Here is a 14,456-nt window from a genome sequence, read left to right on the forward strand (position 1 = left end):
TCACAATGAGGATCCATCGAGAAGGATTGGCCACCATTTTACTGACATTTGTAGTCCTGACACTGATCAACGTAGCAGTAACTTTTTTCCTGAGAGAGAATTTTCCGCTGCTGGCAAGGATCATAGCAGCTGTTTCCCTTGCTTTGTTCCTGTTTATCATCTCCTTCTTCCGTATTCCGGCAAGGGCCATGAAACAGGGAGAGTCCCTGGTTATTGCCCCCTGCGATGGTAAAGTAGTGGTAATTGAAGAAACCTATGAACCTGAGTATTTCAAGGACAAACGCCTGCAGGTATCTATCTTCATGAGCCCGGCCAACGTGCATGTGAACAGGAACCCTATCAGCGGACAGGTAAAGCTGTCTCAGTACCATTCCGGTAAATACCTGGTAGCCTGGCACCCTAAATCATCTACCGAAAACGAACGTCACACCGTAGTGATCGGTAATGATAAAGCAGAAGTACTGGTAAGGCAGATCGCCGGTGCACTGGCCCGCCGTATTGTAAACTATCTGAAACCCGGCATGCAGGTAAAACAGAATGAAGAACTGGGTTTTATTAAATTTGGCTCCCGGGTAGACATCTACCTGCCGGTAGGTACCCCTGTTTCAGTAGAAATGAACCAGGTAGTGCGTGCAGGACAAACTGTTATTGCCACCATCTAACTAAAAATAAAACAGCTATGAAAAGATTACTTATCGGTGCAGTTGCTGTATTATTCATGACCAGCGCTGCTTTTGCACAGGAAAAGAAAGAAAAGTCCAAAAAAGAGGAGACTGCCTCCTGCTGTAAGAAGGATAAAGATGCGAAGGCTTGTTGTAAACAGCCCTCAAAAACAGCTAGCTTAAGAACTAAGCCGAAGGTAATGCAGAATGCAAAGCCTGCGGGTAAGTAACATAGCCTGAATCTTTTCAAAAAAGAGGCTGCACCTACATGTGCAGCCTCTTTTTTTGAAAACCTTTTTACAATATTTCCCTCAGTTCATGAAGGCTCTGAATAGTATAAGTAGGCCTTATCTCCTCTGTAGCCGGCACCAGCGGGTTAAAATACACCTGGTCCATCCCCACATTGAATGCCCCAAGAATATCTATTTCCAGTGCATCCCCTATCATAATACTTGTATCCGTAGTTGCTTCCGCTTTGGTAATAGCGTATTCAAATATCTCCTTATAGGGCTTCAGACTGCCAGCCGTCTCTGAAGTAATGATATGTGTAAAAAAATGATCTATCCCTGAACTTTTCAGCTTTTTCAGCTGGGTATCTTCAAACCCGTTAGTTATCAGGTGTATAGGATAGTTCTTCGTAGCCAGGTATTCCAGTACCTCTTTTGCATGCGGAAAAAGAGCCGTCTGTGTAGGCAGTAATTCCAGGAACTGATCGCTCAATGCCTCAGACAGTTTTTCATCCCCTATCTTAAAATCTATCAATGTTAACCTGAAACGTTTTGTACGCAGGTCATGCCGGGTAATGAACCCTTTCCTGAAACGGTCCCACAGTTTATCATTATGCACCATATATGTGCGGTGAAACAGCTCAAAAGAAGGTACCCCGCGGCCTTCCAGGTTATGTGCGTTGTAAAGTTGCTGTAATACCTGGTATGCGTTGGCTTCAAAATCCCATAGGGTATGGTCCAGGTCAAAAAATATGTGTTTGTATTTCATCTTCCGGTTCTCCTTTGCAGTACAAAGATAGGTTACTCAAGTTTCTCAGCTATTTTTTTACTATTTTCCCTCTTTGATTAACGGGAACTTATGAATGCAGTAATAACAGGCGCCAGTAAAGGCATAGGCAAGGCTGTTGCCATAAAACTGGCCGTTGAAGGATTTAACGTAGCTATATGCGCAAGGAACGCCGCAACACTGGAGCAGACGGCAGAAGAGATCCGTGCCCATAACCCTGCCATACAGGTATTAGCCATTCCAACAGATATGGGTAAGAAAGAAGATGTACTGGCTTTTGCAGAAAAGGTCAAAGCTGCCTTTAATACAATAGACATCCTGGTAAACAACGCCGGGGTATTTGTACCCGGCGCACTGGCAGAACAGGAGGAAGGCTTATTGGAAAATATGATGGCAGCCAACGTATATAGCGCCTATCACCTTACCAGGCAGCTGTTACCCGGTATGAAAGCCGTACGTAAAGGACATATCTTCAACATGTGCTCTACCGCCAGCTATACCTCTCACCCCAACGGAGGCGCTTACAGCATCACCAAATTTGCCCTGCTGGGCTTTTCCCGGAACCTGCGTGAAGAACTGAAGTCACACAACGTCAAAGTCACATCCCTGAGCCCCGGCCCTACACTTACCGCCTCATGGGAAGGTTTTGATGCCCCACCCCGCCGTATGATGGAACCGGAAGACGTAGCCAACCTGCTATGGGCAGCATATACCCTCTCAGAACAGGCGGTTGTAGAAGAGGTGCTGATGCGCCCTATGCTGGGAGATATCTCATAAACCCTTAACCAGCAAGTACTTCCCCATTCATATCTACATTTTTTTTAACTAACTTTTAACTGGGCACGGAACGCCAACAGGAAAGGCTTTGGCTAAATTTGTTAAGCATTATGAAGGTCACCACTGTTAGTATAAGGAAGATTGTGCTATCCCTGTTTTTTTGTCTGGGCATAGTAACATGCCTGCAGGCGCAGGATGTCAGATTTACCACCATTGTAAGTAACAATAAGGTAGCTCTGGACGAGCCGTTCCAGATCCAGTTCATGCTGGAAAACGGCAGTGACGTTAATAATTTCAAAATCCCCTCCCTTAACGATTTTGATGTGCTGCAGGGACCATCCCAGATGCAGAGTCAATCTATCATGAACGGCCGCCGTTCTGAATCTTTCTCTGTTATCTTCGTGCTGCAGCCCAAAAGGGTGGGCAACTTCACCATCAGGGGCGCCGAAGCCCGGGTGAATGGCAACCTTGTACATTCCAACCCGGTCACTATAGAAGTTACAAAAGCTTCCCGCGGCGGTGCAAGCCAGCAACAGCCTGTGCAGCAAATGCCCAATGGCTGGCCGCCACAGCGCCAGCAGGGTAGAAGCCAGCAGGAAGAAATGGAAGGGGTGCTTAAGAACGGAGAAGATGTAAATGCCAAACTACGCAAGAACATCTTCGTGAAAGTAGATGTGGATAAAACCACTTTATATGAAGGCGAACAGCTCACTGCCACCTATAAGCTGTATACCCGCCTTCCCACCAACTCCAGCGTTACCAAAGTGCCGGCCTTCAAAGGCTTCTCTGCCAAAGACATAGAATTACCTAATCCGCCGCAGGCCTCCGAAGAAACAGTTAATGGCATTCCCTACAGGGTTTTCACCATCCGCAAAACATTGCTCTTCCCCATGCAGTCAGGTACACTGGAACTTGACCCGGTCGAGGTAGACAATCATGTAAGACTGGTAAAACTGGTAAAGAATAACAATAAACAAAAAAGCAGGGACCCGTTCGCAGATCTCTTCAACGATCCCTCTTTCAATGATCCCTTCTTTGACGATTTCTTCAACCGTCCGGAAGTGACATATGAAGATGTTCCCTACAAGATCCAGACAGCCCCGGTAAAAGTAACCGTAAAACCACTGCCTGTTGATAACCGCCCTGTCAGCTACAACGGCGCAGTAGGGAAATTCAGCATGACAGCTTCTGTTGACAAGCAAACGCTCAGCACAGACGATGCACTCACCCTGAAAGTGGTTATATCCGGGCAGGGCAACGTCAACCTCCTGAACGCCCCGAAAGTGGATATCCCCTCCGGGTTTGAAAAATATGATCCCAAGGTCACTGATAATATAGAAAAGAACAGCAACCCGCTCTCCGGCACCCGCCAGTTTGAATTTGTGCTGATGCCACTGGAAGCGGGCGATCAGACCATTCCCGCTGTGGAATTCTCTTACTTTGATCCTGCCGCCAACAGCTACAAGACAATACGGTCACAACCGTTTACATTGCATGTAACTCCCGGCAAACAGACCAAACGCGATAAAGAAGACTTCAGCCTGAAAGGCAATACCATCACCTCCAACTATAACGGAGCACTGAAATGGGTAAAACAAAGCCGTTTCCTGCTTACCAGCCCGTTATTCTATATCCTGCTGCTCATACCTGTACTGCTGCTCATTGCCGCTATTCTCTACAGGCGCAGACAGGATTACAAACAGAATAACGCAGCCTTCCTGAAACACCGTTTTGCCAATAAGGTGGCGTTGAAGCGGCTGGAACTCGCGGCCCGTTATCTGAAAGAAGGAAAAGATAAAGCCTTCTATGAAGAGACTTCCCGTGCAGTATGGGGTTACCTGAGCAACAAGCTGCATATTCCCTTTGCAGATCTCAGCAAACAGCTCATCCAGGACAGGCTTGCACAGCAACAGATCAACGGTCAGCATACCGCTGCATTGTTTGATCTGCTGGATAACTGCGAAATGGCCCTGTACACACCCATGCATAACAATGACAGAATGCAGGGCACCTACCAGCAGGCCGTAACTGTTATCAGTCAGCTGGAAGATGAACTGCAACGCGCAAAGAGTGTTGTGTGAAATAAGACAACTATCAACGGATGAAAACAATATTAACAGCCATTTGCTTCCTGTTCCTGGCATGTCAGTCAATGATGGCCGCTTCTGAGCCACAGCAGCAGTTTGAAAAGGCCAACAGCCTCTTCAGGCAGAAACAGTATAGTGAAGCTGCAGCTATTTACCAGCAGCTGATCAGTGAAGGATACCATCAGCCGGAACTATTCCTCAATGCAGGCAATGCCTGGTACAAAGCCAACCGTACGGGCATGGCCATTTACAACTATGAAAAAGCACTGTTTGAAGACCCGTTCAGCAAACAGGCAGCCCACAATCTTTCTATTGCCAACCAGCGGGTAGAAGGTTATGTAAATGACCTGCCATTACTGTTCTTCCAGCAATGGTGGCTGCAGGTATTACAGTTGCATACCCCCAATGGCTGGGCCACAGGTGCTGTCATTTTCTTCTGGCTGTCCATTGCAGGCATTATCGCCATATTGCTGGCGCCTGCATTCAGGCCAGCTGTTTTACGCTGGGCAACCGGGGTGGCCGCATTCTTTTTTCTATGTTATCTCAGCCTGAGTATCAGTGCTTTCTATAGATCGTCCCATACCAACAGCTCCGGTATTGTGCTGAACGCTGCCGCGAAAGTGAAGTCCGCTCCTGACCAGGAGAGCAGGGACATTTTCGAATTACATGAAGGAGTTAAAGTACAGGTCACAGATTCCACCCAGGAATACTGCAAAATATTGCTGCCGGATGGCAAGACCGGCTGGCTGGCTTGTGCAGAGATAAAGAGGTTGTAGATAAGTTGCAGGCCGCAGGCCAACGTGTGGCTTGCAACTTAAAGCTTTTCTATTCTTTCCATAAATTCCTGCTTACGGTTACGGGATACAGGTATACAGTTCCCATTGCACATAATGATCTCCCCTCCATCCCCCTTAATGTATCTTTCCATATAGTTCAGGTTCACCACATAGCTGTGATGCACCCTGAAAAACCCTTTATTTTTCAGGAGACTCTCTACTTCTTTCAATGAACGGCATACCAATGACGGCCCTTCTTCCTGCCGCAGGAATATTTTTGTATTCACATCGTCCGCCATACAATAGAGGATGTCCTTTACCAGTATCATACGGAGCCCCTCAGGACTGGGCAATGCCAGCCGCTCTCCCGGGTACAGATGCTGATGCAGCATTTCCATCAGCATATCTGTCTTTCCGGCGGCCGCTTCCTTCCTGTCTGCCAGCTTTATCATGGCTTTGTGCACCGCTTCCTGCAGGTCTTCCCTGATAATAGGCTTCATCAGGTAATCCAGGGCATTATGCCGGATGGCGTCCAGCGCGTAATGGTCGTAAGAGGTGGTTACTATAATGGCAAAAGAGGCTTCCCGGCATGCCTGTAATACTTCAAAACCATTCAGGCCCGGCATTTCCACATCGAGAAATATCAGGTCAGGTTGATACTTTTTTATTGCTTCCAATGCGGATGCCCCATCCGCGCAAACAGCCACTATGTCTACCGCAGGGCAATGTTTTTCCAGCAAAAGCTTCAGAACACTTCTGCTCAGTTTTTCATCATCCACTATAATAGTGCGCATGTATTGTATGTTCGTTGTCCCAAAGTACCCTCTCAGTCAGCATTACAAGCATAGGTGAGAGTAGTAAAAAATACGAAATTTCCTGTAAAGATGGGAAAAGTTCCTGGATAGGCGGCGCCTCATGTTAATTTTCTGGCCGGCCGCAGGCCACCCCCTCCCACAAAAAAGGAGCTTTCGCCAAAGGCGAAAACTCCTTTTTTGAACACTTTTAGCTGTTATAACCTCGAAGACGCCTGATCCATCACAATAACTACCTGGTAACCACATGGTTGCTGCTTCTCATCAAACAACTGTTTCTCCGTAATACCAGCCTGCATATTATACCGCTCATTCAACGCCTGCAGACGGGCAGCGGCAATAGAGATCCCCCTGGTAAGATGAGCTTCTTCACGTGGCATATCCTGGTGTACACCATTATCTTCTATGCAAATAGATAACTGCTCCTTCTCCCGGCTGATAATGATCTGTAACCGGCCGCCGGTTTTACCGGGACGCAATAATAAACGCCTCCATATGGCTTCCTGCACGTAAGGCTGTATGATCAGGGGAGGAACAAAAGTGACATGCTGAAAGACCTTAGACGTTATTTCCACCTTGTATTCAAACTGAGGACCAAAACGAAGTTGTTCCAGTTGCAGGTAAAGGTCCAGCGCTTCCACATCTTCTTCCAGGTTCACCCACTCCTTGTTGCAATTCCGGATAATAAGACGCATCAGACGGGCAAACCGCGTCAGGTACAGGGAAGCCATATCCGTACTGGTAGTAAGAATGTAGTGGTGTATAGCGTTCAGGCTGTTAAAAATAAAATGGGGGTCCATCTGCGCCTGGAAAGCATGCATTTCCAGGTGAACCAGCGATTGTTGCCTGTTAATCTCTTTTGCTGTATTCTGCCTGATCCGTCTTTCGCGTTGGTAGAAAACAACGCTTATCATAGTCAGGCTCAACAAGAAAAGCACCCAGTACGGCCAACCCGCTGCATTGAGTATGTCAGTGCAAAAATGCAAGTTCAAATAATTTGAGGGTTTCAAAAGCACCTTACAGACACATGTTGTTGTTCTTTCAGCAGCACGGTATGCAACGGAGTTAAGACCTGGGTTAAATATCTGTCAAATCCGGTTGATGGGAAAGTGGCAATTATTACAAGGCAGCATTTAAGCCAAAACCGGGGCAAAAAGCAGGGTAAATGGTATTCCGGTTATCTGCTATTCCGTAAACTTGTAACCCACTCCTCTTACAGAATGGAAATAACGCGAATTACGGCTGTCTTCCTCAAAATACTTGCGGAAGTTCAGTATAAAGTTGTCAATAGTACGGGTAGTAGGATATACATTATACCCCCAAACCACCTGCAATATCTTTTCACGGGGCACGACTTCCCCCTTATTTTCTATCAGGAGCTTCAGCAGCATGGTTTCTTTCTTACTCAGCTCATAGTGTTTCCCGTCTTTGCCAATACATTCCTGTGCAGCAAAATCGATCTCGTTATTACCAAAATGGTACACTCCTGAAATACTGTCTTTATCCTGGATGCGCTTATTCTTGACTATCAGCTTCTCCACGCGCAGCAGCAGCTCCTCCAGGTTAAAAGGCTTGGTCATATAATCATCCCCGCCCTTTTTCAGGCCCAGCACCCTGTCTGCGCTGCTGTTCTTGGCGCTCAGGAAAAGAATGGGCACTTCATTGTTCTGTATGCGTATATTTTCACAGACCGCTATGCCATCCATTTCCGGCAGCATAATGTCCAGTATGATCAGGTCAAAGTATTCATTCTTTACCGCCTTCAGAGCGGCGGTGCCATTATCCACAGCTGTCACTTCATACCCCTCCAGCTCCAGGTTCAGCTTCAATGCCTCCTGGAGGTTTTCCTCGTCCTCTACCAGTAGTATGGATGCCTTAGTAGCTTCCTTCATAGTTTAGAATTGCGATAAGCTAATTTACACTGTTTGTATGGAATATACCGGCAACGTTATTTCAAAACAGGCGCCTGCCGGCGTATTATCCTTTACGGTAATGGATCCTCCATGTTGCTGCACTATCTTCCTGGAAAGGAACAGGCCCAGGCCCGATCCTTTTGCCTTACGTGTATTCTCGTTTCCTATCCTGTAAAATTTAAGGAATATACGCTCCCGTTCATCTGCAGGAATGCCCGGTCCTTCATCTCTCACGCTTAATTTCAGCTGGTTGGCAGTCTCCTCCAGTCGTACATCTATCACCGTTTGTTTGGGCGCGTATTTGATGGCATTCTCTACCAGGTTGCTCAGCAGTATCTGCAACATGAATTTATCCCCGTTCAGCCACACATCTGGCAAAATATGTGCCTGTATGGTGTGAGATGACACTCTGGCCTGAATTTCCTTTACACCAATCTCCAGCAGGGCAGAAAAATCTACATCTTCCCGGAATAGCTGATAGCGTTGCGTTTCCATCTGGGAAGCCAGGAGAATGTTGTTGCAAAGCTGGTCCAGGCGGTTGGTCTCCCTCACGGTATTATCCAGCAGCTTTTGTTGCTTTTCCTCATCCAGCTTGTGCCGCCGTATGGTTTCAAGATTCAGCTTTACAGCCGCTATAGGAGATTTCAGCTCATGCGTCACCGCCATCATGAAGTTCTGTTGTTGCTGGGAAAGACGGATATGATTTTTGATGGACCTGTATACAAAGAACCCACCCAGTATTATAATTGCCAGGAAGATAATGCCCTCACTGAAAAACATGAAGGACCTTCTTTTTTCGGTTTCTTCTATACGTTGCAGCTCCTGCTGGTACTCTGCAGGATGTGTAATATTGTCAGTACGTAAAACCAGGTTTTGCTTCTCGAAACGGGTGATCTGTTCACTTTGATTATATAGTAATACCCCCCACCATAGCAGTGCCAGGATCGTGTATGCCAGTACAAAAAGATAAATGAAGGGAATTCCTTTCCCTCCCTGCATTTTACGGAATAGCTTTCTCATTTTTTCGTAACCCGGCTTTCTCTATCCGCAGGCCTACATTCATAATAGCAGGCAACGGATTCTGCCGCATGTTTTGTTCAAAAGTAAACCGGTATAAACCCGGTTTGTTCAGTATTGCATTTTGCTGAATAGGTATCTTATGCTCATAGATATCATCCAGCCCGCTGCCCAGCCATTTCCCCGACATATCTGCCAGGGGCAGTTCTACCCGTTGGGGAACAGGCTTATTGCCCGGAAACTGCGTATTCACCAGCAGCCATATATTGCTGTAAGGGTAGGAGTCCCTATGCCTCACATTCACATAAATATTGTAAAGATATGCCGTATCCTGAGGCTGCACGGTTACCTCAAATACAGGTTTGTATGTATAGGCCCACTCATGTCCCGGAATCTCCAGGTTCTTTTCATAGGTATCCATCGTTAAGGGTTCACAGGATGCCATTGCCAGGAACATTCCTGCGGCCATAATAGTCCGGCAAAATTTATTCATACTTGTCAAAATACTTTATTGTTAGACAGTACATCGGTCTGAACCTCTTTATCATGAGCAGCGCAGACAGGTATACTCTCCTTTATTACAGTACGTTCAGCACCTGCTCTTTGGCCTTTTCCAGCTCATCCTTCATCAGTACCACCCATTGCTGTATGCTGGCATCGTTAGCCTTGGAACCGGTAGTATTGATCTCACGGCCCACTTCCTGCAACACAAAGCCCAGTTTCTTTCCCTTTGAAGGGTCCTGTTCTGCCAGTATCTCCTTGAAGTAACGGCAGTGGTTTTCCAGTCTCACCAGCTCTTCAGAGATATCCAGCTTCTCCAGGTAGAAGATCAGTTCCTGCTCCAGGCGGTTCTCATCTACATTCTCTTTTCCTACATACTCTGCCAGCAGACCTTCCAGTCGCTGTCTCACCCTGTCTTTACGCTGGGGGTCCAGCTCACGCACTTTTACGGTATATGATTCTATGTTCTCTATTCTCAGCAAAAGGTCTGCCGCCAGCATTTGTCCCTCGTCAAGACGGTGTGCATCCAGGTCTGCCACAGCCAGGGTTATCACTTTCTCCACTTCCTGCCAGTCATCCTCTGTGATCTGCTCTGTTGCCGGCGTTACCACCTCAGGCAATTTCATCAGCACATTCAGCATATCCTCCTGCGGCAGGTTCAATTCAGTCGCCAGCGTTGTAATGGATTGATGATAATACTTCGCCAGGTCAGTGTTAATGACCACCGGACGGGTAGCCCCGTTTTGCCTGATGTTTACCGTTGCATCCAGTGTCCCACGCAGCAATGTCTGCTGCAGCTTGTTACGGATGTCAAACTCATAAGGCTTCAACAGCGGGGATATTTTAAGGTTTACCTCAAACTGCTTACCATTCAGGGACTTTACTTCTACCACAATAGTAGTTTCCCCCCTGGTGTTTTCTGCCCTTCCAAAGCCGGTCATTGATTTAAGCATAATAGAGATTTGTAGGCAACAAACCTACCTAAATTAGATCAAAGCACAAAGAATAGCCTTTTCCGGTGGTATCTTCTCTCTTATTTAAACAAAAGCCCATATATCTCCTTCTGCTCCAACTGCAGCATCTGCCCGGGTTGCAGCCCCTCTATGGTCACTTTCGCTATGCGGTAACGTATAAGTCTCAACGTTGGAAAACCCACGGCAGCCGTCATTTTCCTTACCTGCCTGTTCTTCCCTTCCTGCAGGGTAAGACGGATCCAGGGGGCCGGAATGCTCTTACGGAAACGTATAGGAGGATTCCGCTCCGGCACGGCAGGCTCTTCTTCAAAGACCTCTGCCTGGCAACGGCGCGTTTTATATTGTTTGCCGTCTACAGCAATGCTCACACCCTGCCTTAGCTGCTGCACGGCCTCCGGGGTCACTGCACCGTCCACCTGTACCCAGTATTCCCGCTCATGGGAATATTTAGGATCCAGTAACCGGTGATTCAGGGACTTATCATTGGTCAGGACCAGCAGCCCCTCACTGTCATAATCCAGCCGGCCAACCGGATAAACATCCGATGGTACATCAAAATAGTCTGCCAGGCTGGCTTTTCCCTCCTCACGGCCAAAACGGGTAAGGACCTGGAATGGTTTATATATAATATAATAATTAAATGGCATGTACGAAATACCTCTGTTGAACTAATTTGCCCGTAAATTAGTAATTTTGCCAACTGTAAATTATTTATGTGTACACCTTACCATAATGCCTCTTGCAAGAACTGCCAGGACCGCTTTGGATCAATTCTGTTCAAAGCGGAAAAGTGCAATCTCGAAGAGATCGAAGCCTCCAAGGTCTGTACCACATACAAAAAAGGACAGATAGTATTCCAGGAAGGCGCTTATCCTTTCGGTATCTATTGTGTCAATACCGGCAAGATCAAGCTTTCCCATTGCGGCGATGACGGCCGCGAACAGATTGTCCGCCTCGCCAAACCAGGAGATATTATCGGGTATAAAGCCCTCCTCAGCGCAGAACGCTATACCGCATCCGCTATCGCCCTGGACGATTCTTCCGTCTGCTTTATTCCAAAAGACCTCTTCATGAGCATACTCCAGAAAGATGCCAGCCTCTCCCTGGAAATGATGCGCATCCTGGCAAGTGAGCTACGTAAAGCAGAACTCAAGATCACCCATCTTGCACAAAAGCCTGTACGTGAACGCCTTGCAGAAACACTGCTCTTTATAAAAGAAACCTACGGCGTAGAACAGGACGGCGCCACCCTCAACGTCCGCCTCTCCCGCGAAGAAATTGCCAACCTCGTTGGCACCGCCACAGAATCGGCCATCCGCCTCCTCTCCGAATTTAAAAAAGAAGGCCTGCTGGAACTTCAGGGAAAAAAGATCCGCTTACTGGACCTGGAAGAAATTACCCGCGCCGCCAACCTCCAGGACTAACCCCCCTCATCAACTGACGCAGATCAGTTTTTCTTTTGACCACTATCATTGCCCTCCCCTCATAGTGCCGGTAGTTTTGTACCAAATCCTTTATTCATGGCAACAAACACCGCTAACCCCACTACCTTACTGCAATGCGATCACTGCGGAGAAAACTGTGCAAATGATCAGATCTCACTGGGAGAAAAGCACTTCTGCTGTGAAGGATGCAAACTCGTATATGAACTGCTGAATGAAAATGACCTGTGTGATTATTATACCCTGAATAACAAACCGGGCCAGTCCCGCAGAATACCCGTCAGGAAAGATAAATTCGCCTTCCTGGACGATGAAAAGATACAACAGCAGCTGATCCAGTTCAAAGACGATGCGCAGGTTCACATTACCTTTTACATCCCTTACATACATTGCAGCTCCTGCCTTTGGCTACTGGAAAACCTGCACCGGCTTGACGCCGGCATATTAGGCGTCACCGTCAACTTCGCCCGCAAAGAAGCCCGGGTAATATTCCTGCATTCACGCACATCGCTGCGTAATATAGCAGAACTGCTCACCAGCATAGGATATGAACCTTATATCAGCTTACAGGACCTTAAACAGCAAAAGCCACGTATCCGGAAAGGACTTGTTTACAGACTGGGAGTAGCAGGATTCTGCTTCGGCAATATCATGCTGCTCAGTTTTCCTGAATACTTCTCCGGTTATGGATATGCAGATATTAAGATGAACGCAATATTCCGCATCCTCAACCTTACCCTGTCCCTGCCGGTGTTCTTCTACAGCGCACAGGTGTTTTACCGCTCGGCATGGGGCAGCCTGAAAAGCGGGTTCCTGAACATAGATGTACCCATTGTACTGGCTGTCATTGTCACTTTTATCCGCAGCCTGGCAGACGTTTTCTCCGGTACCGGCGCCGGCTATTTTGATTCCATGACAGGCATTGTATTCTTCATGCTGGTAGGACGGATCCTGCAGGATAAGACCTACCAGGGACTATCATTTGATCGTGACTATACCGCATATTTCCCTCTTGCCGTGTCCGTGCTGAAAGAAGGGGAGGAAATACCGGCAGCACTGCCTGACATCAACGTGAACGACACCCTGCTTATCCACAATAATGAACTGATACCGGCAGATGGCATCCTGATAAAAGGCAGCGCTGTCATTGATTACAGCTTTGTAACAGGAGAATCTGCACCGGTAAGAAAAGCTACCGGAGAGATCGTATATGCCGGCGGGCGACAACTGGAAGGGAATATCGAGATCCTCACCATCAAAGAAGTAGCCCAGAGTTATCTTACCAGCCTGTGGAACCGCGATGAACTGAAACAAGGCGCACAACGCCAGCCTTCTTTCATTCATCTCCTCAGCCGCTACTTCACCTGGGTAGTGCTGAGCATAGCAGTTATATCGGCTATTTACTGGTGGCAGCATGACCCTTCGCGCATCTGGCCTGCAGTTACCGCTATCCTCATCATTGCCTGCCCCTGCGCTCTTCTGCTGGCCGCCTCTTTCACAAACGGACATATACTACGCATTCTCAGTAAACGGCAGTTCTATCTCAGAAATGCAGATGCTATAGAACAGCTGGCCAATGCAGATCATATCGTTTTCGATAAAACAGGAACACTTACAGGTAAAACAGCAGCGGTTATCAGCTGGCACGGACAAGAGCTGACCTCAGAAGAAATGATGGCCATAGGCACCCTCGCAGCTCAATCCACACATCCGCTTGACAAAATGATAGCAGCACATTGCGGACAGGACACCAGCCTGCCGGTAAGGAATTTCAGGGCGCTTACTTCCAGGGGCATCAGCGGCTGGGCAGGATTCAATTTTATACAACTGGGCAGTGCCGCATTTACCGGCGCTGAACACGTTACTACTAACGGCAGCGTGGTTTTTGTAAGCATAGATGGCAAACGCCCGGGATATTTCTGCATAGGCAGCCACTACAGGGAAGGTATGCCACAGTTGCTACAGCAACTGCAAAACAATTATGCCATTTCCCTGCTCTCAGGCGATAATGACCGGGAAGCGCCTTACCTGCAAAAACTCATGGGCCCCAAAGCCACCCTGCTTTTCAACCAGCAGCCTGCCGATAAGCTCAACTATGTACTGTCCCTGCAACAACAAGGCAAACGCGTACTGATGATAGGAGATGGGCTCAACGACGCCGGAGCGCTGAAACAAAGCGATATCGGCGTATCTCTTACAGAAAGCAGCAACAACTTCACACCCGCCAGCGATGGCATACTGGAAGCCGCACAACTCACGCTGCTGCCGCGTTTCATCGGTATCTGCAAAGCTAACAAACGCATCATCATCATTACCTTCATCATTTCCCTTCTCTATAATTTCATAGGATTGTCCTTCGCCGTACAAGGCATCTTATCCCCGCTTACCGCCGCTATCCTGATGCCGGCAAGCTCGATAAGTATCGTCATACTCACATATATTTTAAGCGAATGGTCCGGTAAACACTGACCGGAATCAGTA

At 47.5% G+C, this 14,456-nt stretch carries 15 protein-coding genes; 7 read left to right on the forward strand and 8 right to left on the reverse strand.

The genetic code is table 11. The features are described 5' to 3' along the window. The first annotated feature begins 5 nt into the window (after window positions 1-5). Window positions 6-662, forward strand: coding sequence for a phosphatidylserine decarboxylase family protein (locus GO493_RS02200; RefSeq protein ID WP_157304424.1), 657 nt, complete (start codon window positions 6-8; stop codon window positions 660-662). Between the two features lie 17 nt (window positions 663-679). Continuing rightward, complete coding sequence (locus GO493_RS02205; RefSeq protein WP_157304425.1) at window positions 680-892, forward strand: hypothetical protein; 213 nt, start codon at window positions 680-682, stop codon at window positions 890-892. A gap of 67 nt (window positions 893-959) precedes the next feature. Here the strand turns inward: GO493_RS02205 and GO493_RS02210 are convergent, their stop codons facing one another. Continuing rightward, complete coding sequence (locus GO493_RS02210; RefSeq protein WP_157304427.1) at window positions 960-1,658, reverse strand: YjjG family noncanonical pyrimidine nucleotidase; 699 nt, start codon at window positions 1,656-1,658, stop codon at window positions 960-962. Window positions 1,659-1,748: 90 nt separating this feature from the next. Between GO493_RS02210 and GO493_RS02215 the strand changes: the two genes are divergently transcribed. The 3 genes from GO493_RS02215 (at window position 1,749) to GO493_RS02225 (ending at window position 5,316) form a co-directional block, all read left to right on the forward strand. Further along, window positions 1,749-2,453, forward strand: a complete 705-nt coding sequence (locus GO493_RS02215) for an SDR family oxidoreductase (RefSeq protein WP_157304429.1) — start codon at window positions 1,749-1,751, stop codon at window positions 2,451-2,453. Window positions 2,454-2,563: 110 nt separating this feature from the next. After that, window positions 2,564-4,534 (forward strand): BatD family protein, encoded by a 1,971-nt coding sequence (locus GO493_RS02220; RefSeq protein WP_157304431.1) that lies wholly within the window; start codon window positions 2,564-2,566, stop codon window positions 4,532-4,534. A 20-nt stretch (window positions 4,535-4,554) separates the two neighbouring features. After that, the gene (locus tag GO493_RS02225) at window positions 4,555-5,316 is read left to right on the forward strand and encodes an SH3 domain-containing protein (RefSeq protein WP_157304432.1); all 762 of its coding nucleotides are present in this window, start codon (window positions 4,555-4,557) and stop codon (window positions 5,314-5,316) included. Between the two features lie 38 nt (window positions 5,317-5,354). Here GO493_RS02225 and GO493_RS02230 read toward each other — a convergent pair whose 3' ends face one another. From GO493_RS02230 to GO493_RS02260, 7 genes are all read right to left on the reverse strand, one after another. Continuing rightward, entirely contained in the window at window positions 5,355-6,110 is a 756-nt protein-coding gene (locus tag GO493_RS02230; protein ID WP_157304433.1) for a LytR/AlgR family response regulator transcription factor, read from the reverse strand. Window positions 6,111-6,325: 215 nt separating this feature from the next. Next, a complete protein-coding gene (locus tag GO493_RS02235; RefSeq protein ID WP_157304435.1) occupies window positions 6,326-7,042 on the reverse strand; it encodes a sensor histidine kinase in 717 nt (238 codons plus the stop codon). 270 nt (window positions 7,043-7,312) lie between these two features. Further along, window positions 7,313-8,020 (reverse strand): response regulator transcription factor, encoded by a 708-nt coding sequence (locus GO493_RS02240; RefSeq protein WP_157304436.1) that lies wholly within the window; start codon window positions 8,018-8,020, stop codon window positions 7,313-7,315. A 24-nt stretch (window positions 8,021-8,044) separates the two neighbouring features. Beyond that, window positions 8,045-9,061, reverse strand: coding sequence for a sensor histidine kinase (locus GO493_RS02245; protein WP_157304437.1), 1,017 nt, complete (start codon window positions 9,059-9,061; stop codon window positions 8,045-8,047). Beyond that, window positions 9,042-9,551, reverse strand: a complete 510-nt coding sequence (locus GO493_RS02250) for a gliding motility lipoprotein GldH (protein ID WP_157304438.1) — start codon at window positions 9,549-9,551, stop codon at window positions 9,042-9,044. The genes GO493_RS02245 and GO493_RS02250 overlap by 20 nt, the downstream gene beginning before the upstream one ends. An 85-nt stretch (window positions 9,552-9,636) precedes the next feature. Further along, window positions 9,637-10,512 (reverse strand): YicC/YloC family endoribonuclease, encoded by an 876-nt coding sequence (locus GO493_RS02255; protein WP_157304439.1) that lies wholly within the window; start codon window positions 10,510-10,512, stop codon window positions 9,637-9,639. Window positions 10,513-10,592: 80 nt separating this feature from the next. Next, the gene (locus tag GO493_RS02260) at window positions 10,593-11,180 is read right to left on the reverse strand and encodes a pseudouridine synthase (protein WP_157304441.1); all 588 of its coding nucleotides are present in this window, start codon (window positions 11,178-11,180) and stop codon (window positions 10,593-10,595) included. 66 nt (window positions 11,181-11,246) lie between these two features. Here GO493_RS02260 and GO493_RS02265 point away from each other — a divergent pair, with 66 nt between their 5' ends. Together GO493_RS02265 and GO493_RS02270 are read left to right on the forward strand one after the other, a co-directional pair. Further along, window positions 11,247-11,957 (forward strand): Crp/Fnr family transcriptional regulator, encoded by a 711-nt coding sequence (locus tag GO493_RS02265; protein WP_157304442.1) that lies wholly within the window; start codon window positions 11,247-11,249, stop codon window positions 11,955-11,957. A 96-nt stretch (window positions 11,958-12,053) separates the two neighbouring features. Then, on the forward strand, window positions 12,054-14,444 hold the full coding sequence (locus GO493_RS02270; RefSeq protein WP_157304444.1) for a heavy metal translocating P-type ATPase: 2,391 nt from the start codon (window positions 12,054-12,056) through the stop codon (window positions 14,442-14,444). Window positions 14,445-14,456 lie beyond the last annotated feature (12 nt).

This window comes from Chitinophaga tropicalis (assembly GCF_009758205.1).
Lineage (GTDB): Bacteria > Bacteroidota > Bacteroidia > Chitinophagales > Chitinophagaceae > Chitinophaga > Chitinophaga tropicalis.